This is a genomic window from Psychrobacter sp. KCTC 72983 (assembly GCF_014280455.1).
Taxonomy (GTDB): Bacteria; Pseudomonadota; Gammaproteobacteria; order Pseudomonadales; family Moraxellaceae; genus Psychrobacter; species Psychrobacter pacificensis.
This window is the reverse complement of the sequence record NZ_CP060390.1, coordinates 2,856,720-2,875,215: the sequence shown is the minus strand read 5'-3', so window position 1 is coordinate 2,875,215 and position 18,496 is coordinate 2,856,720. Positions and strand designations below refer to the sequence as shown.

The following is an 18,496-nucleotide window of genomic DNA, read 5'->3' as shown; positions in this document are numbered from 1 at the left end:
GGCCATGGCTCACCCATGCTGGTCTGCGATAAACCCCAAGGCCATGTCCATACCCGCACTAACGCCCGATGACGTGTAAAATTTACCGTCAATAACCCACCGTGCCTCTGGTATCCATTTAACCTGATCAGACTGTGAAATCACCCATGCCCATGCTCGCTTATTAGATGTGGCGCGCTTGCCATCTAACAGTCCAGCTTTTGCAAGTAAGGCACTGCCTGTACATACGCTTAGCACCCACTCAGTCTGCTGGGACAGTTGTTGTAGCGTCAAAAAAGCGGGCATGTGAACCAGTTCATCGACTTTCACTGTATGTAAAGCCACACCATGCTGATTGTTGATAATGCCACCTCTTAACGAGGCAAATTGAATACGATAAAGGGTTTTTAAGCGACCGAACATTTCTATAGGGCCGAATAGGGCCGAACAAATCCAGCGTTTCATAGTCCTCAAATACCAAAGCAGTAATCGTTCTTATATTCGTTGTCTTCATAAGCGTGATTATCTCTTATAGTAGAGCCTTTATAAAAGTGGTACAGTGGTTTTAAAACAAGCGAAAAGTAAAAAGGTTATGACTTACTCAGCAGATTTTCGAGCATAAGTGCTTAAAAGTGATACGCCACCTACCAGACAGGCAGAAAACAATAGCGATTTCATTTTTGTAGATAACAAGGGCTTATGAGAGTTAAACATGGTCATGCTTCTAAAGGTCACCGATATGTATGAGATGGCTTTCATATAATGGCTGTCATATAACGGCTCTCATATATTGCACGCTGTCATTATTAAGCGGTCGTTATCATTGTAGTGGTTAACGCATGGCTCAGCACGATATAAAGCGCGGTGTTTTTTGTAACAGTTTAAAGCCAAATCAATCACATCAATTTATATTTGCTATAATGTTTTTATCAGACAATAGCTTACTATTTTTTAGTATGGCGCATAAAAAGGAACAACCATGCCAGACATAGGGAACTTGTCGCTACAAGAAATCAGGGCACTGATCAGAAATAACAAAATAGACAAACCTACCTCTGGTATGTGCAAAGGTCACATACAAGCCAACTTGGTCATTGTGCCCAAAGATTTGGCCTATGACTTTTTGTTATTTGCACAGCGCAATCCCAAGGCTTGTCCTGTGTTAGACGTCACCGATATCGGTAGCGCAGAACCTAAGCTAATGGCTAAAGGAGCTGATCTAAGGACGGACTTATCGAGATATCGAATATACCAACATGGTGAACTGGTCGATGAAGTATCAGACTTAACAGACTATTGGCGCGATGATTTGGTCTGCTTTCTTTTAGGCTGTAGCTTCTCTTTTGAGACGGCTATGTTGAATGCCTCCATCCCCATCAGGCATATCGAAGATAACCACAATGTACCGATGTACATCACTAATATAGAAACAGAGCCAGCTGGAAAATTTCACGGAAAAATGGTGGTCAGTATGAGACCGATACCTTATCCGTTAATCACTAAGGCAGTGCAAGCCACTTCTAGGTTTCCGCAAGTGCATGGCGCACCCATTCATATCGGCGATCCCAGCCTAATCGGTATCAAAGACATCAGTTCTCCGGAATTTGGTGATCCATCCATTATAAAAGCAGGCGAAGTGCCCGTATTTTGGGCGTGCGGCGTCACGCCGCAGAGCATCGCCATGACCAGTCGCCCTGAGCTGATGATTACTCATGCACCGGGATATATGTTTATCTGCGACCTCAGGGATGAAGAATTAGCAGTCTTATAAACCATCATATTTGTTTTGATTTTACGCCAGTTGTTTCAAGCCAACTTTTTATAAAAACTAAAGGAATAGTGTCCAATATGAATATCAATTTTGATGATTTAGAGAAACTGATAAAAATCGCAGAAAACGCTGATATACAATCGTTAGAGGTGACCGACGGTGATGCACGCATCGCTATTGTGTGTCACTCTACTGCGCAAAATACGAGCCAGTCTTCTACCAGCACTGTCAGCAGCGCATCCCATAAGCAACAGGCTGAGACTGCATCTAGCGATAGTGATAATAATAAATATGAAAATAATACCAGTGATAGGGCAAATGAGAATGAAGAGACAGTAAGCACACCGCAAAAAAATGACATATCAGCGCCGATGTTAGGCACGTTTTATCGGCGTTCTGAGCCTGATGCCGATGAGTTTGTCAGCATAGGCGATCAGGTCGAAGTCGGGCAGACGCTTTGTATCATTGAAGCAATGAAAATGATGCATGAGGTCAAAGCAGAGACGGCGTGCATCATCCAAGATATTCTGATTGAAGAAGGGGATATCGTCGAATACGGTCAGGCTTTGTTCGTCACTGAACCTGTAAGCTAGCCTAGAAAGTAACTAGCAGTGGTTTAATAAACATCTGATCTCTCTTTTTTAGGAAAATATATGTTCTCCAAAATATTAATCGCTAACCGTGGCGAGATTGCATTACGTATCATTCGGGCTTGCAAACAACTGGGTATTGGGTCAGTCATCGTGTATTCAGAAGCAGATAAAGATTCCTTACCGGTACGTTTAGCGGATGAAAAGGTCTGTATTGGCCCTGCTAATGCGGCAAAAAGCTACCTGAACCAAAGGGCGATTGTCTCTGCGGCCAAAATGACGCAGGCGGAAGCTATTCATCCCGGCTATGGGTTCTTATCAGAAAATGCAGACTTTGCGGCATTGGTGGAAGCATCAGATATTTGCTTCATTGGCCCAACGGCTGAAAATATCAGCACCATGGGTGATAAGGTCGCGGCCAAAGCGCAAATGGTTGCGGCTGGCGTACCTTGTGTGCCCGGTTCTGAGGGCGCGCTGCCAACAGACTCTGATGCTGTCATACAGATTGCCAGTGATGTGGGTTATCCAGTCATTATCAAAGCCGCAAGCGGTGGCGGTGGTCGCGGTATGCGTGTCGTTGAAAAAGAAGCCGATCTGTTATCTGCTATCTCCTTGACCCAGAGTGAAGCCAAAGCCAACTTTGGCAGTGCTGTGGTTTATCTCGAAAAATACTTACAACACCCGCGCCATATCGAAATACAAGTGCTGTCTGATACCCATGGTCATGCCATTTATCTGGGCGAGCGTGACTGCTCGATGCAGCGCCGCCATCAAAAGGTCATTGAAGAAGCACCTGCACCTGGGATTACCGATGAGCAACGGCAACAGATAGGCGAGGCTTGTGCCACGGCTTGCCAGCAGATGGGTTATAGAGGGGCAGGAACGTTTGAGTTTTTGTACGAAAACGGCGAATTTTTCTTTATTGAGATGAATACGCGAGTGCAAGTGGAGCATACCATCACTGAGATGGTGACAGGCGTTGATACCGTCCGTGAGCAAATACGGATTGCCGCAGGGCTGCCGCTAGCATACCAGCAGCAAGACATCACCATCAGTGGTCATGCCTTTGAATGCCGCATCAATTCTGAAAACCCAAAGACCTTTTTACCAAATGCAGGACATATAAGTTATTGTCATCTGCCTGCAGGCTTTGGCGTCAGAGTGGACAGTCATATCGAGTCCAATTATACCGTGCCACCCACTTATGACAGTTTGATTGCCAAAATATGTGTACAGGATGAGTCGAGAGCGCACGCTATCACCAAGATGCAAGGGGCATTGTCAGAAGCGCAGATCACCGGTATTGATACCAATATTGAGTTGCATCAGCGTTTGTTTGCCGATAAAGGGTTCTGTGACGGTCAAATGAGTATTCATTATTTAGAAAAATGGATCAAAGAAAATATATAAAACAGATATAAACGCCAAGTTATCAAGATAATAGCCAGAACACATAATAAAAACCACGGAGCGTACAAGGATGACCCTACAATGGCAAATTGGCAGTGAAACCAACCTTGTGTTGTTTTTCCCCAAGCCTATCAGCCTAGACAAACAGAAAAAGTGCTGGGCGCTGGCAGATATTATTGAAAAAATGCCCGAAGTTATTGAAGTCATTATTGGTATGAATACACTCAGTGTGTTTAGTCATTCGCTGGCATGGTATGAGTTTAAAGCGCTACAAAACAAAATGACCGCGCTGCTTGATGAGATGCCTGAGAAAATCATCGACGGCAAGCATATCGAGATACCCGTGCATTATGGTGGCAAATACGGTCCTGATTTAGCAGCAATGGCAGAAGCTTTGGGTATGTCTGTCGATGCTGTGGTCGATCTGCACACTAGTGCTATTTATACCGTTTATTTTATTGGTTTTCAGCCCGGTTTTCCTTACCTTGGCGGTCTCTCTGAGTCGTTACATTTTCCAAGGCATACTACCCCAAGGACGCACGTGCCTGCAGGGTCGGTCGGTATCGGCGGGGAGCAGACGGGCATTTATCCTTTTGCCTCCCCAGGCGGATGGCAGTTATTAGGTCAGACAGACACCGCGTTATTTGACTTGACCAAAGATTCGCCAACCTTACTCAGTGCTGGTGACACTTTGTGCTTTACCGCAATAGATATTCATGAGTAACAAGACAAATCAGAAGATCAATCAATAGGCGGCATCAATGAAGATTTTAACGACCAATGGTATGGCCAGTATTCAGGACCTAGGGCGTTTTGGTTATCGCAGTATGGGCGTGGGTAGAAGTGGCGCAATGGATCACTGGGCGCTGCAAGCAGGTAATGCTTTGCTAAAAAATGAGCGTGACGAGCCGGCAATTGAGCTGGCGATGGGTGAGTTGACCATACAGTTTGAAGAAGATGTCAGCTTTTGTCTCACAGGCGCGCTTTATGAGGCATATTTGGATAACAAGCGTATACCCAGTTATTGGCGCATCAATGCAAAAGCGGGGCAAACCCTCAAGCTACTACGTCCGATAGAGGGCATGTATGCGTATCTTTGCATGCACGGTGGATTTGATATTGCGTCTATATTGCAATCGGGTAGTACCAATTTAAAAGCTGGTTTCGGTGGCTTTAACGGTAGGTACTTACAAGCGGATGACAGGTTAAAGGTAAAAGTACCGTCACACTTGCCCATCATCGGTGTGGCTCCTCTTGCACCAACTAATACTATTCGTGTGATTAAAAGTAGCGAGTATGATTGCTTCACAGCATCTGCACAGACGGCTTTTGTCTCCCAATCGTGGCAGCTACAGACCAGCAGTAACCGTATGGGTTATCGCTTGGCAGGTGAGTTATCCCTTGAGTTAACAGAGCCCAAAGAGATGAGCTCGCACGGTGTCGATATGGGTATGATTCAAGTGCCGCCGCAAGGTCAGCCAATCGTGCTGATGGCGGACGGGCAAACTACTGGTGGTTATCCTAAAATTGCTACCGTTATCGATGCAGATATCGGATTAATGGCACAAATAAGGTTTGGTAAAACCTGTCAATTTACCCTCGTAGATAGCAGGCAGGCGCACCGCGCACGCCAAAACCAACAACATTATATCGATCAGATACAGGAGTATGGTTATGAACATTGATTTGAATGCAGACGTTGCCGAAGGCTGCGGACAAGACGATAAACTGCTTACCATCGTCAGCTCTGCCAATGTCTGCTGCGGGCTGCACGCAGGCTCTTATGCGGAGATGATCGCGACCTTGCAATTGGCCAAAAAAAACAATGTTAGAGTTGGAGCACACCCAGGGCTTGACGATAGAGAAAACTTTGGTCGCACCAATCAGTCTTTGGGCGAAGAGGTATATCGGGCGCTGATGGCCTATCAGCTTGGTGCTACCAAAGCGCTGTGTAATCTGGTCGGTGTATCATTAGATTATGTCAAACCGCATGGTGCTTTATATAACCAAGCAGCTGTTGATGAGTCGCTCGCTGATATTTTGGTCAGTGAGATCAAACGCTTTGATCCCAATTTAAAAGTCATGGGGCTGTCAGGTGGTCATTTGGTTGCTGCCGCCAAACGTCAGGGGCTGGTGTCGATATCCGAGGTGTTCGCGGACAGAAGCTACGAAAAAGATGGCTCATTGGTCTCGCGCAGTAAAGATAACGCGCTTATCACCGATACCCAAGCGGCTATTGACCATGTATTGCAGATGATTACCCAAGGGACGGTGACCAGTGTCTGCGGTGAGGTGGTGCCCGTTGAGGCAGAGAGTATATGTCTGCATGGCGATGGTGAGCATGCCATTTTATTTGCGCAGGAGATCAAAAAACAATTGGAACGAAAGGGTATCACGATATCCGCTCAATAATCATTTGACCGATAGCTGTGTGAACGTTAATGGCTCAAGTCAGTCGTTCTGTACAAAACAAGGATGTTTATGAGTACCTTAAAAAAGCACAATACCGCCATTTTGGGCGCGGCCTTTTTGATGGCCACTTCAGCGGTTGGGCCGGGTTTCCTAACCCAAACCGCTACTTTTACCGAAAGTTTAATGGCAAGCTTTGGCTTTGTTATTTTAGTATCAATCATTATGGATATCGGCGTTCAACTCAATGTCTGGCGCGTGGTAGCGGTATCCAAAAAACGCGCACAGGAAATCGCCAACTTGGTGTTTCCTGGGGTCGGTTATCTGCTGGCCTTTTTGATTATTGCAGGCGGGCTTGCCTTTAATATTGGTAATATCGGCGGTGCTGGCCTTGGCATGCAGTCGATGTTTAATATCTCACCCATCACGGGTGCCCTGATTAGTGGTGTGATTGCCGTCGCGATATTTTTAGGCCGAGAGACAGGGCCTTTAATGGATAAGTTTGCTCAGCTCATGGGCTTTATCTTAATCGTCTTAATCATTTATGTGGTATTCAAATCAGACCCACCTTTGGCAGAAGCGGCGACCAAAACTATCATGCCCGATAAAATTGATGCGGTGGCCATCGTGACCTTGGTCGGTGGTACGGTCGGTGGTTATATCACTTTCTCCGGCGCGCATCGCTTGCTAGAGGCTGGCGTGACGGGTGAGGAAAATCTAGGTTCAGTGACCAAAAGCTCAGTCACGGGTATTTTGGTCGCCTCAGTGATTCGGGTATTTTTATTCCTTGCTGTGCTGGGCGTGGTATCACAAGGCCTAACTTTAGATCCGTCAAACCCAGCGATGTCACCTTTTGAGCATATCTTAGGTAACGTCGGTAAAGTGATCTTTGGTATCGTTATTTGGGCGGCATCTGTGACTTCAGTCATTGGCGCTGCTTACACCTCAGTGTCGTTTATGACCAATTTCCATCCCTTTATCGAAACCTATAAGCGCTACTTTATTATTGGATTTATCGTCACTTCAACCTTCGTATTTGCCACCATTGGTAAGCCTGCTCAGGTACTGGTATTGGTAGGTACATTGAATGGCTTGGTCTTACCTATTGCGATGGTAATTATTCTGATTGCCGCTTATCGAAAAAACATCGTTGGCAACTACAAGCATCCTATTTGGATTGCTGCTTTTGGTTGGCTAATCGCTATTGCGATGAGTGTGCTGAGTATCATGACCATTGCCAAATATCTTGGACTAAGCTAAAAATTGGGCCGGGCTAAAAACAGTATCGACTAAAAAATATAAGGGGCTGTCCTAGATAACTAGTTCAAACCCTGTTTAACCCATTGTTTTAATTGTAATAATTGCGACTTTGGGTCACTGTGATTAAAACGCCACTCACATTCCTTTAAATAGAGGTGAAAATGCTCTTTTGGAACTCCGTTAAACTTGCGTAGATGCCGTTTAGCTTGGTTCCAAAAGTTCTCTATACCATTAATGTGATTCTTGTCATTAACAAAGGTTTTGGAGTGGTTGATACGATAATGAGTAAACTCACTGACATCTAATGCGTTATAGCTTTTAAATGAGTCAGTATAAACAATGCTATCAGGCTTCACTTTTTCTCTTATGATGGGGATCAAAGTATCTGCTTTAGCATTGGGTATAATACAAGCGTAGACCTTGCCATTACGCTTTAATAGGCCAAACACGGGCACTTTGCTACCAGCACCTCGCCCTCGCTTGCCTTTACGAGTTCCACCAAAGTATGATTCGTCTACTTCGATTTCGCCCTCAAGTAGACCAGGGTCTTGGCTATTCTCGTAAATAAGCACTCGTAGCCTATGAAAGTAATAACTGGCTGTGGTTTTATTAACACCAATTAGGCTTGCTGCTGTTCTCGCGGTAGAACCAGCAACAAATAACTCGATGAGTCTGTTTTGTTTATACCAACTTAGTTTACTCTTTCTCATAGTGCTATCCTAAATAATTTTACTTATCTAGGACAGCCCCAAATATAATATAAGGAGAATATGATGGATATCGAACAAGTCGAGCGAGTGGTCAAGCTCTTCGAGCGTAGTCAATTGCATGAAATGACGGTCGTAGAGGGTGGTCAGTCAATCAAAGTGGTTAATGCTATTTATTCGCAGCGCCATCGTCCACCATTTAAAGCAGACAACGGTGACAACCTCGCTGAAGATGATAGCAATGAGTCTGCGCAAGTGCGTGCCACACATGTGGGTATCGTGCATCTAAGTGCTGACGCCGTGACGGATAACCTCGTGAAAAAAGGCGATCGTATTGAAAAAGGTCAAACCGTTTGCTTTATTGAAGAGCTGACGCGCCTGCTCCCTGTCGTGAGCGAGCATGACGGTATCGTCAGTGCTATAGGGGTTGAGGATGGGATCGGTGTGGAATATGGCCAGCCTATTTTGGATGTAATAATACATTAATGAGTCATACTGCGATGGCATTTTGTCTGTGTTTTTTCCACACTTATTAAGGTTTATACCTAATCAATTAACAACATTACGTTGATAATTATTCAATATAACTTGGCTTACTCTTCTGTAACGATGATAGTAAAGTATGTTTATACCAATATCTAAACACTTTATCTTACTACTACGTTATGGAGTACTCATCAATGCAATCCACATTATTCAATAGAGTTTTAACATCGAAAGCTGGCACTGCTGCCTTAATCCTTCGTGTACCTGTGGGCCTAATTTTGATGGCACATGGCGCGCAAAAGCTATTTGGCTGGTTCGGCGGCAATGGGCTGGCAGGTACGGCAGGCTGGTTGAGCAGTATAGGGTTGGAGCCCGGCTACCTGATGGCTATCTTAGCAGGCGGTGCTGAGTTTTTTGGTGGTCTTGCGTTAGTATTAGGATTATTAACGAGACCTGCAGCATTGGTCGCCGCTTTTACGATGTTAGTTGCTATTTTTTCTGTCCATATCGGTAGTGGCTTATTCATTGCCAATGGCGGCTACGAATATGCATTGACCTTGATGGTGGCGCTGCTGGCACTGGTGGTACAAGGTGGCGGTGCGATAAGTATGGATAAGGTATTATCAAAAAATCTAGGGCGAGCTTAAGCGGATTGTGTAATAGTTACCTTTAATGGCTATCAGTAACACTAAAAAAGTGTCACCTTCAAGATCGTCATGACTCACGTTAACCGCTTTATATCAACCAATAAAAACATCTTATAAAAGTGACAAGGAGAAAGTGATGAGCATATACGCATCTAATAGGGCAGTAAGCCTGCCTGTATTCTTTATACCGCATGGCGCAGGACCTTGTTTTTTTATGGATTGGCAACCTGCGGATACATGGGACGGTATGGCAAGTTTTTTAGCGAGCATTACCACTCGATTACCTGAGCGTCCAAAGGCTATCTTGATCATTAGCGGCCATTGGCAGACGCCTGAATTTCGTATCACCTCTGGCGCAAAACCTGATCTGATTTACGATTATTATGGCTTTCCTGAGCATACTTATGATTTGGCTTACCCGGCATCAGGTGCGCCCGCGTTGTCTGAGCGAGTCAGTAATCTGCTGACAGCGGCAGGCATTCCAAATGAGCAAGATGCGGCGCGTGGATTTGATCACGGCGTCTTTATACCGTTAAAGGTAATGTTCCCTGAGGCAGATATTCCCGTGGTACAGATGTCACTACGTAATGATCTCGACCCAGAAGCGCATCTGGCAGCAGGTCAAGCCCTGCAATCATTACGCCAAGAAGGGGTGTTGATCATCGGTAGCGGTATGAGTTTTCATAATATGCGCGGCTATGGTGATGCAAACTTCACCGCACCGTCTGAAGTTTTTGACGACTGGCTGACCGATACTGTCGCAGCGGATTGGGAGACGCGATGGTCAGCACTGGCTAACTGGTCAAAAGCCCCTTATGCAACAGCCTCACATCCATTAGGCGCAGAGGAGCATTTGCTACCGCTGATGGTGGCAGCAGGTGCAGCAGGCAATGATAAAGGGGATAAAATTTACTCTGAGCAAGTGCTAAAAACGCAGCTATCTGCTTTTCAGTTTGGATAAAGTCCAAGTAGAGAGCGCCATTCAGCTGATCACTTGAAAAAGAGGGCGTGATGACCAATAAAATAATACGCTACTGTATAGTGAAACCATTATAAAAATGGTATAGCAAGATTAAACGCTATTTTTCGCAGCCTCTGGAGACGCAGTCACAGCAAGCAAGAAAAGTAGCGTTTAATCGAGCGCGTTTCCTATGCTGTATCAATTTTATTGAGGTTCTACTGTATTAGATTGGCCCATATCTAGCATAAAACAGACTATCATATGTCTTTATGCCTCAATTGAGCTTATCAAATCCACTCATCACAACCCATCAAGGAGCGATCATGCGTATCACTGCCAATTTTGACGCAGGTAATATTGACGTACTTAATATAGAAGATAAAAATAATATTCAGCTCGCCATTCGTCCAGACGTTGGCGAAGAATTTTTTCAATGGTTTAACTTCCGTCTCTCTGGCGAGGTTGGAGGGAAGTACGTTCTCAATATTATGAATGCAGGTGAGGCTTCCTATCTCGAAGGGTGGGAGAATTATCAAGCAGTCGCTTCCTACGATCGTCAGCATTGGTTTCGTTTGCCTACTTCTTACCAAGATGGCAAATTAACCATCGTGGCAGAGCTGGCGTGCGAGACCATTCAAATTGCTTATTTTGCCCCTTATAGCTATGAGCGTCATCAAGATTTATTAGCCGCTGTACAGACACATCCGCTAGTGACGCTAGAGCATTTGGGTGACACGCTGGATAAGCGTGATTTGACTTTGGTCAAAATTGGTGATGGCGATACTAATAAACGCAATATTTGGATCACTGCGCGTCAGCATCCGGGTGAAACGATGGCGGAATGGCTGGTCGAAGGTTTACTCTATAGCTTGTTAGACAGCGACAATGCCAATAGCAGGCTATTATTAGATAAAGCCAATTTCTATATTGTGCCCAATATGAATCCTGATGGCAGTGTACGCGGTCATCTACGTACGAACGCCGCAGGTACGAACCTAAACCGTGAGTGGGCAAGTCCAAGCTTGGACAAAAGCCCTGAAGTGTTTTATGTGATTAAGAAGATGGAAGAGACGGGCGTTGATCTGTTTTATGATGTGCATGGCGATGAAGCATTGCCGTATGCATTCCTTGCGGGCTCTCAAGGCACGCCGAGTTATAATGAGCGCCTCGCACATCTACGTGATCGGTTTTCAGACGCATTGAAATTAGCCAATGCCGATTTTCAGACCGAGGTCGGCTATGAGATTGATGCGCCAGGTGAGGCGAACATGACGCTTGCAACCCATTGGGTCGCTGAGCGTTTTGATTGTCTTGCCAATACGTTAGAGATGCCATTTAAAGACAACGATAATCTACCTGATACAGAGATGGGCTGGTCACCAGAGCGTTCTATTCAGTTAGGGGAAGCATCGCTTATCGCCATGCTAGCCGTCGTTGACGATTTACGTTAATTGACGCTAACTGAAGATTTAGATAGACAGTCGTTGTTCAAACGCTAGTAAGTACTCACTTACTAGCGTTTTTTATTTATCAGATATTTATGTGTATAGTTATGATTTTCCTATAGTAAACAATTATATAAAGCGTTCGCCACTTTTAAAATAATACTGAAAAATGATCAATAGTGGCTGTATGAAGTACAACACTTTCATAACAATGGATACCATGACGGCGGATAAAATGTAGCGTGTACCTAATAATATAACCATAAGTTAAATAATCAGGATGGTTGCAATCATGAGTAAAACTAAAACAATTTTAATTACCGGTAGCACAGATGGCATTGGTAAGTTGGCTGCTTTAAAGCTAGCAGAGGCTGGGCATCAAGTGTACCTGCATGGCCGCGATGCTGACAAACTTGCCAGCGTCATTGCAGAAGTTCAAGCAGGGGCAACAGGCGATGCGGTAGATCATATTGATGGATTTGTCGCTGATTTCTCTGACTTAACAGATGTACTCAAGATGGCCACAGACGTCAATGAAAAGCTACCAAAGCTGGATGTATTGATAAACAACGCAGGGATTTATACCACGGCATCAGCGATAACTAAAGATGGTTTGGACGTACGCTTTGTGGTCAATTACCTAGCGCCTTATGAGCTGACCAATGCTTTATTACCGTTACTCAAGCAATCTAATAAAGCGCGTATCGTAAATCTGAGCTCGGCTGCTCAAGCTCCAATATCATATAAGGCATTTGTAGGACAAGAGCGTCTCGATGACAAAGCTGCCTATGCGCAAAGTAAGCTGGCGCTCACGATGTGGAGTATGGATTTGGCAGATAGAGTCGCTAGCGATGGTATCAATGTGATCGCTGTTAACCCAGGCTCACTGCTGAACACCAAGATGGTTGATGAAGCCTACGGTCATCACTGGTCATCAGCAGATAAAGGCGCAAATATCTTAACGGCATTGGCTGTCTCGGACGAGTTCGCGGACGACACGGGTAAATACTTTGACAACGATATCAAAGATGGTACACATGGCGATGCTAGGGGCGAATTTGGCCAACCGCATGCCGATGCGTTAGACAAAGAAGCCATTTCAGAGCTAGAAAGCCAAACACAGCAGGTGTTACAGTCGTTATATTAAAAATAGGGGCTGTCCTAGATAAGTAAAATTATTTAGGATAGTACTATGAGAAAGAGTAAACTAAGTTGGTATAAACAAAACAGACTCATCGAGCTATTTGTTGCCGGTTCTACCGCGAGAACAGCAGCAAGCCTAATTGGTGTTAATAAAACCACAGCCAGTTATTACTTTCATAGGCTACGAGTGCTTATTTACGAGAATAGTCAAGACCCTGGTCTATTTGAAGGCGAAATCGAAGTAGATGAATCATACTTTGGTGGCACTCGTAAAGGCAAGCGAGGGCGAGGTGCTGGTAGCAAAGTGCCCGTGTTTGGCCTATTAAAGCGTAAGTGAAGCCTGATAGCATTGTTTATACTGACTCATTTAAAAGCTATAACGCATTAGATGTCAGTGAGTTTACTCATTATCTCATCAACCACTCCAAAACCTTTGTTAATGACAAGAATCATATTAATGGTATAGAGAACTTCTGGAACCAAGCTAAACGGCATCTACGCAAGTTTAACGGGGTTCCAAAAGAGCATTTTCACCTCTATTTAAAGGAATGTGAGTGGCGTTTTAATCACAGTGACCCAAAGTCGCAATTACTACAATTAAAACAATGGATTAAACAGGGTTTGAACTAGTTATCTAGGACAGCCCCTTACATTTTATTTAGTACAGGCGAAGGTGAAGGGGGATATCTGTACAATATAGAAGATGACAGTGTATGGGATTTTCAGATGGGACAGCTACAGCAACTAGCGGACGGTACATTACCGCATTGGGATAGCTTCTATGAGTTTATGGAGTGGTACTTGACCGATGAAAATGAGGCTTAACGCTCGATGATTTTTATCATAGAGCCTAAGGTAATCAGTTAGGCTTTATATTTTTAATAGTAAATAGTATGAAAAAGCACCTTGGGAGTCAGGAAAAATTCATACCCGTTATAGTCAACCAATATTAAAAGTGGTACAAGGCAGACGAGTGCAAGTACTACAGTAGTAGGCTAAACGAGTCTAACGCTGTAACACTTTAATAGTGGTTCGACTATATCCAACTCTTAGAGCAATACGCATCGATATAGATATTTTATTTCGTGGTATCCAAAGATATAAACCATCACTCCCATATCTCATCCAACACCCTAAACCAATTCTTTGACGTGATCTTTTCAATAAGCGCATCAGAGAAGTGACGTTGTTGCATCCGCTCAATCAGCTTAGAGATTTGACTGATATCAGACAATTCATCAGGTAATAGACAACCATCGAAATCAGAGCCAAATCCAACGTGATCTTCGCCTAGATGGTCTATCAGATAAGCAAGATGATCGACAATCACATCAAGTGAGGTCTGCGTATCTCGCTGCCCATCCGCACGTAGAAATGCCACGTCGAAGTTCACCCCAACCAGACCACCATTTTGTTTAATGGCAGCCAGTTGTCGATCAGTCAGGTTTCTTGCTTGCGCGCATAAGGCGTGCGCATTGGAATGCGTTGCGACAATCGGCTGATCGGCAATCTCTAACGTATCCCAAAACGCGCGCTCGTTCATATGCGACACATCAATCAGCATATGCTTGTCACGACACGCCAAAATAAGTTCTTTACCTTCACGGGTTAGACCAGAGCCTGTGTCTGGCGAATGCGGAAAAGACGCATTTAAACCATCACCAAATAGGCTTTTTCTATTCCACAGTGGGCCAATACTTCTGAGTCCTGATTCATAAAACACATCCAGCAAGTCAGGCTCAATAGCCAAAAACTCAGCGCCTTCAAGATGCAAAACGATGGCCAGTTGCTGATTCTGCTGACAGGCTTGAATTTGTGCCATAGACGTACAGATCTGAATCTGACCGTTTGATCGCGCCTGCAATTGCTGGGCAAGTTCTAGTTGCGCGCAGCAAATATCAATGATTTCTTGCGAAGTGAAGTCTGAGTTTGATGGGTTGGATAACTTATCAGGATGGTTGTTTTTCACATAAGCGTAGGGCGGTAAGAAAATAGAAAACAAGCCGCCCATCCATCTTGCTCGTCGGCAACGCTTTAAATCTAAATGTCCCGGTAGTGTGCCATAAATAAAATCATGCACCGGATCGTCAGCAGAGCTTAGCCATAGACGGGTTAACAGATCATTATGACCATCAAAAATTATAGGCTGGTTATTCATCATTAATCCGTGACCATACGCGTGGGAATCAGTTGCTCTTGACTCATACTTAATCGTTTAGAATTTTTAGGGTTCCTAAAGCGCAGATCTTCAAACGGAGTTGGCGTCTCGCTATTAATACGTGCTTCCTCGATCAGGTAGTGATAAGGCGATTTGCCGCACACAGGATCGGCGTTTTTGGCATCGCCCGTCAGCATAAACGCTTGGCAACGGCAGCCGCCATAATCGCGCTCTTTATCAGGGCAGCTTTGGCACATGTCAGGCATCCAGTCATCACCGCGAAAGTGATTGAAACTGTCTGAGTCATACCAGATGTCTTTTAATGGCGTCTGCCTGACATTGGGAAAGGATATGGGCAGTTGTCTGGCAGCATGACAGGGAAGCGCGGCGCCATCAGGTGCCACGGTCAAGAAAATCTTACCCCAGCCATCCATACACGCTTTTGGGCGCTCTTCATAGTAATCAGGCACCACAAAAATGAGTTTGCATTTGATACCACGTGCTTCGATTTTTTTGCGATATTCATTGGTGATGCGTTCGGCTCTGACCACTTGCTCTTTGGTCGGTAGTAGGCCTTCGATATTTGCAAACGCCCAACCATAAAACTGGCAGATAGCCAATTCAACCGTATCCGCTTCCAGCTCTAAACACAGATCAATAATCTGGTCAATCTGGTCGATATTTTGCCGATGAATCACAAAGTTAAGCACCATCGGATAGTCGTATTGTTTGACCAGACGTGACATCTCATACTTTTGCTCAAAAGCATGTTTTGAACCTGCCAATGCATTGTTCACCGATGGATCACTGGCCTGGAAGCTGATCTGAATATGCTGTAGGCCTGCTTCTTTTAGACTGGCAATGCGTGCTTCAGTCAGTCCCATACCTGAAGTAATGAGGTTAGTATAAAAACCTTGCTTGTGCGCATAAGCGACCAGTTCTTCTAGGTCTTGACGCACCAGCGGCTCACCACCCGAAAACCCCAGCTGCACCGCGCCCATTTGCCGCGCTTGATCAAACACATCAAACCATTCCGCTGTCGTCAGCTCTTCTTTATACTGAGCATAATCAATGGGGTTGGAGCAATACGGGCATTGTAAGGGGCAGCGATAGGTCAACTCAGCGAGTAACCATAGCGGCAGTCCGACGGGTGCAGTCATACTAAATCAATCCAATGTTCACGCTGGGCGACCAGCATATATTCGATAATGTCTTGCTCGATTTCAGGCACGTCGCCAAACATGGCTTGCACCTTTTGGATAATATCAGCAACCGATGCGGTGCCATCGATATGTTGTCCAATGATACTGGCGCTGTCATTGAGTTTTATCATCCCCTCAGGGTAGAGCAGGACATACGCGTCTTGCGCTGGCTCAAACTGAAAGCGATAGCCATGACGCCATGTGGGAACCAGCGATTGATCCAGCTCAGGTAAACTAGTAGGGATACTCATTTAAACAATCCTTTATGCCAGACATTATCTGTGGTGACGCTTTGATAAGGCGCTTGGTCATGGACATAAGCGAGGCTCAAGGCATCCAAGATCGTCCACAAAATATCGAGTTTAAATTGTAATATCTCAAGCATGCGTTCTTGCTGCTCTGCCGTTCTGAATGAGTCTAGGGTAATGGTCAGGCCATGCTCAACATCACGGCGCGCTTGGCTGAGGCGCGAGCGAAAATAGGTATAGCCTTCTTCTTTAATCCAAGGATAGTGCTTGGGCCAAGACTCTAAGCGCGACTGGTGAATCTGCGGGGCAAACAGCTCGGTCAATGAGCTACTAGCGGCCTCACGCCATGAGGTACGGCGCGCAAAGTTCACATAAGCATCAACAGCAAAACGCACACCGGGTAATACCAATTCTTCCGAAATCACCTGCTCACGTGTCAGGCCAACCGCTTCCGCCAGACCGAGCCATGCTTCGCGCCCGCCGCCATCAGGATACACGCCGTCTTGGTCAATCATCCGCTGAATCCACTCTTGGCGCACGCGTTGATCGGGACAGTTCGCCATAATCGCCGCGTCTTTTAGCGGGATATTGATTTGGTAATAAAACCGATTGGCGACCCACGCTTGGATTTGCTGCTGCGTCGCGCGCCCTTCGTGCATCATGATATGAAAAGGATGGTGGATATGATAATACTGACCTTTTGCCATAATCGCTTGTTCAAACGCTTCTGGGCTTAAGGCGATATTGTCTTCTGTTATTGTTGTCATAGGATTGCCTTACCGTGTGTCTTACAGTTCTATCTGCATACCATCGAACGCCACTTCAACGCCGTGCTGTTTTAATGTCGCCGCTTGCTCTGATTGCTCGTTCAATATCGGGTTGGTGTTATTAATATGAATAAGCACCTTACGCGCGTTATCGAGCTGATCGAGATAATGCAGTGAGCCATCGTCACCACTGATGTGCAGATGCCCCATGTCTTGGCCCGTTTTAGTGCCAACGCCGCGCTCTTGCATCTCGTTGTCTGTCCATAGCGTCCCGTCAATCATCACGCAATCAGACGCCTTCATGATTTGCATCACTTCGTCATCAATTTTGCCTAGCCCTGGGGCGTAAAACAGCTGCTTTTGTGTTTTTAAATCTTTCACAATCAGCGCGATATTATCGCCATCATGAGGGTCGTTACGATGCGGTGAGTACGGCGGCGCTGAGCTTCTAATGACCAAAGGCGTTAGCTCTAAATTGCTGTAACCGTCAATTTGAAAGCTTTGCTTTGGATCGATTTGATTATATTGTAGACCGCCATTCCAGTGCTTTAGCATATTAAAGAGCGGAAATCCTGTGCTGAGATCTTCATGCACCATGTCTGTACACCAAACAGAGATGGGGCAGCCTTCACGTAGGGTCAACAATCCCGTGGTGTGGTCAAGCTGACTGTCCATCAATACCACATCGGTGATGCCCGTGTCTCGCAATTGACGCGCTGGCTGCGCCGCTTTAAAGTCAAATAGCTGCTGGCGAATGTCTGGTGAAGCGTTAAACAAAATCCAGTCAACACCATTTTCTGATATGGCGATCGAGGACTGGGTACGGGTCTTTGCTTCAATGGTGCCTTGGCGTACGCCGTGGCAGTTTTCGCAGTTACAGTTCCACTGCGGAAAACCGCCGCCCGCTGCTGAGCCTAAAACGTGAATATACATAGCGCAATATTTCCAAATGTCAAAAAAAGTAAAAGCCCTAATCATCTAGGGCTTTTAATGTATTCAGGTCTATGAGTTTTTAGCGTGCTTCAAAATACATAGTGATTTCGAAACCGATACGGATGTCTTGAAAAGCGGGTTTAGTCCACTGCATGGGATTGCTCCAAAAAATTATTATAGGACCATCGTTGAGATGAATGAAAGTAATTATCAATGGTATTATAAGCCGACCCTGAATGTCAATTTGTTAGATGTTAACTTTCAAACTCAACACACTCTAATATTTAGACTAAAAGTGATAAGTCACTCTACCGGCTACATTTAAAGGCTCGCCATACGTTAATCCAAAAAAATTTTCGCCAGCAAGATATTTTTGGTTG

General features: G+C 45.1%; 20 protein-coding genes and 1 pseudogene. 13 read left to right on the top strand and 8 right to left on the bottom strand.

Features of this window, described 5'->3' with window-relative positions; genetic code table 11:
* Window positions 1-9 precede the first annotated feature (9 nt).
* Entirely contained in the window at window positions 10-444 is a 435-nt protein-coding gene (locus tag PSBA01_RS12290) for a DJ-1/PfpI family protein (RefSeq protein ID WP_228724589.1), read from the bottom strand.
* Between the two features lie 514 nt (window positions 445-958).
* Here PSBA01_RS12290 and PSBA01_RS12285 point away from each other — a divergent pair.
* The 7 genes from PSBA01_RS12285 to PSBA01_RS12255 all read left to right on the top strand — a co-directional run bounded on the left by PSBA01_RS12285 (window position 959) and on the right by PSBA01_RS12255 (window position 7,419).
* Window positions 959-1,750, top strand: a complete 792-nt coding sequence (locus PSBA01_RS12285) for a putative hydro-lyase (RefSeq protein WP_186474554.1) — start codon at window positions 959-961, stop codon at window positions 1,748-1,750.
* Between the two features lie 77 nt (window positions 1,751-1,827).
* On the top strand, window positions 1,828-2,343 hold the full coding sequence (gene accB, locus PSBA01_RS12280) for an acetyl-CoA carboxylase biotin carboxyl carrier protein (RefSeq protein ID WP_186474552.1): 516 nt from the start codon (window positions 1,828-1,830) through the stop codon (window positions 2,341-2,343).
* A 60-nt stretch (window positions 2,344-2,403) separates the two neighbouring features.
* The gene (gene accC / locus PSBA01_RS12275) at window positions 2,404-3,750 is read left to right on the top strand and encodes an acetyl-CoA carboxylase biotin carboxylase subunit (protein ID WP_186474550.1); all 1,347 of its coding nucleotides are present in this window, start codon (window positions 2,404-2,406) and stop codon (window positions 3,748-3,750) included.
* Window positions 3,751-3,820: 70 nt separating this feature from the next.
* Complete coding sequence (gene pxpB, locus PSBA01_RS12270; protein WP_186474549.1) at window positions 3,821-4,474, top strand: 5-oxoprolinase subunit PxpB; 654 nt, start codon at window positions 3,821-3,823, stop codon at window positions 4,472-4,474.
* A gap of 37 nt (window positions 4,475-4,511) precedes the next feature.
* Window positions 4,512-5,435 carry a biotin-dependent carboxyltransferase family protein gene (locus tag PSBA01_RS12265; RefSeq protein ID WP_186474541.1) on the top strand — a complete coding sequence of 308 codons (924 nt, stop codon included), beginning with the start codon at window positions 4,512-4,514 and terminating at the stop codon, window positions 5,433-5,435.
* The gene (gene pxpA, locus PSBA01_RS12260) at window positions 5,425-6,162 is read left to right on the top strand and encodes a 5-oxoprolinase subunit PxpA (protein WP_186474539.1); all 738 of its coding nucleotides are present in this window, start codon (window positions 5,425-5,427) and stop codon (window positions 6,160-6,162) included. The genes PSBA01_RS12265 and pxpA overlap by 11 nt, the downstream gene beginning before the upstream one ends.
* A gap of 69 nt (window positions 6,163-6,231) precedes the next feature.
* Window positions 6,232-7,419: an NRAMP family divalent metal transporter gene (locus PSBA01_RS12255; RefSeq protein WP_186474537.1), complete on the top strand. Its 1,188-nt coding sequence runs from the start codon at window positions 6,232-6,234 to the stop codon at window positions 7,417-7,419.
* A 59-nt stretch (window positions 7,420-7,478) separates the two neighbouring features.
* Here the strand turns inward: PSBA01_RS12255 and PSBA01_RS12250 are convergent, their stop codons facing one another.
* Entirely contained in the window at window positions 7,479-8,129 is a 651-nt protein-coding gene (locus PSBA01_RS12250) for an IS1595-like element ISPssp3 family transposase (protein WP_186474535.1), read from the bottom strand.
* Window positions 8,130-8,189: 60 nt separating this feature from the next.
* Between PSBA01_RS12250 and PSBA01_RS12245 the strand changes: the two genes are divergently transcribed.
* The 6 genes and pseudogenes from PSBA01_RS12245 (at window position 8,190) to PSBA01_RS12220 (ending at window position 13,438) form a co-directional block, all read left to right on the top strand.
* A complete protein-coding gene (locus PSBA01_RS12245) occupies window positions 8,190-8,612 on the top strand; it encodes an acetyl-CoA carboxylase biotin carboxyl carrier protein (protein WP_228724587.1) in 423 nt (140 codons plus the stop codon).
* A gap of 194 nt (window positions 8,613-8,806) precedes the next feature.
* Complete coding sequence (locus tag PSBA01_RS12240) at window positions 8,807-9,259, top strand: DoxX family protein (protein ID WP_186474533.1); 453 nt, start codon at window positions 8,807-8,809, stop codon at window positions 9,257-9,259.
* Window positions 9,260-9,395: 136 nt separating this feature from the next.
* Window positions 9,396-10,220: a DODA-type extradiol aromatic ring-opening family dioxygenase gene (locus PSBA01_RS12235; RefSeq protein WP_186474531.1), complete on the top strand. Its 825-nt coding sequence runs from the start codon at window positions 9,396-9,398 to the stop codon at window positions 10,218-10,220.
* Between the two features lie 323 nt (window positions 10,221-10,543).
* Window positions 10,544-11,671: a M14 family metallopeptidase gene (locus PSBA01_RS12230; protein WP_071001524.1), complete on the top strand. Its 1,128-nt coding sequence runs from the start codon at window positions 10,544-10,546 to the stop codon at window positions 11,669-11,671.
* 286 nt (window positions 11,672-11,957) lie between these two features.
* A complete protein-coding gene (locus PSBA01_RS12225) occupies window positions 11,958-12,812 on the top strand; it encodes an SDR family NAD(P)-dependent oxidoreductase (protein ID WP_186474529.1) in 855 nt (284 codons plus the stop codon).
* Between the two features lie 45 nt (window positions 12,813-12,857).
* Window positions 12,858-13,438 (top strand): annotated as a pseudogene (locus tag PSBA01_RS12220) (IS1595 family transposase).
* A gap of 478 nt (window positions 13,439-13,916) precedes the next feature.
* Here PSBA01_RS12220 and PSBA01_RS12215 read toward each other — a convergent pair.
* From PSBA01_RS12215 to pqqA, 6 genes are all read right to left on the bottom strand, one after another.
* The gene (locus PSBA01_RS12215; RefSeq protein ID WP_186474528.1) at window positions 13,917-14,966 is read right to left on the bottom strand and encodes a dipeptidase; all 1,050 of its coding nucleotides are present in this window, start codon (window positions 14,964-14,966) and stop codon (window positions 13,917-13,919) included.
* 2 nt (window positions 14,967-14,968) lie between these two features.
* Entirely contained in the window at window positions 14,969-16,126 is a 1,158-nt protein-coding gene (pqqE, locus tag PSBA01_RS12210; protein WP_186474527.1) for a pyrroloquinoline quinone biosynthesis protein PqqE, read from the bottom strand.
* Window positions 16,123-16,419: a pyrroloquinoline quinone biosynthesis peptide chaperone PqqD gene (gene pqqD / locus PSBA01_RS12205; protein ID WP_093070872.1), complete on the bottom strand. Its 297-nt coding sequence runs from the start codon at window positions 16,417-16,419 to the stop codon at window positions 16,123-16,125. Before pqqD ends, pqqE begins: the two co-directional genes overlap by 4 nt.
* Window positions 16,416-17,183, bottom strand: coding sequence for a pyrroloquinoline-quinone synthase PqqC (pqqC, locus tag PSBA01_RS12200; protein ID WP_416383504.1), 768 nt, complete (start codon window positions 17,181-17,183; stop codon window positions 16,416-16,418). Before pqqC ends, pqqD begins: the two co-directional genes overlap by 4 nt.
* A gap of 21 nt (window positions 17,184-17,204) precedes the next feature.
* On the bottom strand, window positions 17,205-18,116 hold the full coding sequence (pqqB, locus tag PSBA01_RS12195) for a pyrroloquinoline quinone biosynthesis protein PqqB (RefSeq protein ID WP_186474526.1): 912 nt from the start codon (window positions 18,114-18,116) through the stop codon (window positions 17,205-17,207).
* 79 nt (window positions 18,117-18,195) lie between these two features.
* Window positions 18,196-18,270, bottom strand: coding sequence for a pyrroloquinoline quinone precursor peptide PqqA (pqqA, locus tag PSBA01_RS12190; protein ID WP_075107140.1), 75 nt, complete (start codon window positions 18,268-18,270; stop codon window positions 18,196-18,198).
* Window positions 18,271-18,496 lie beyond the last annotated feature (226 nt).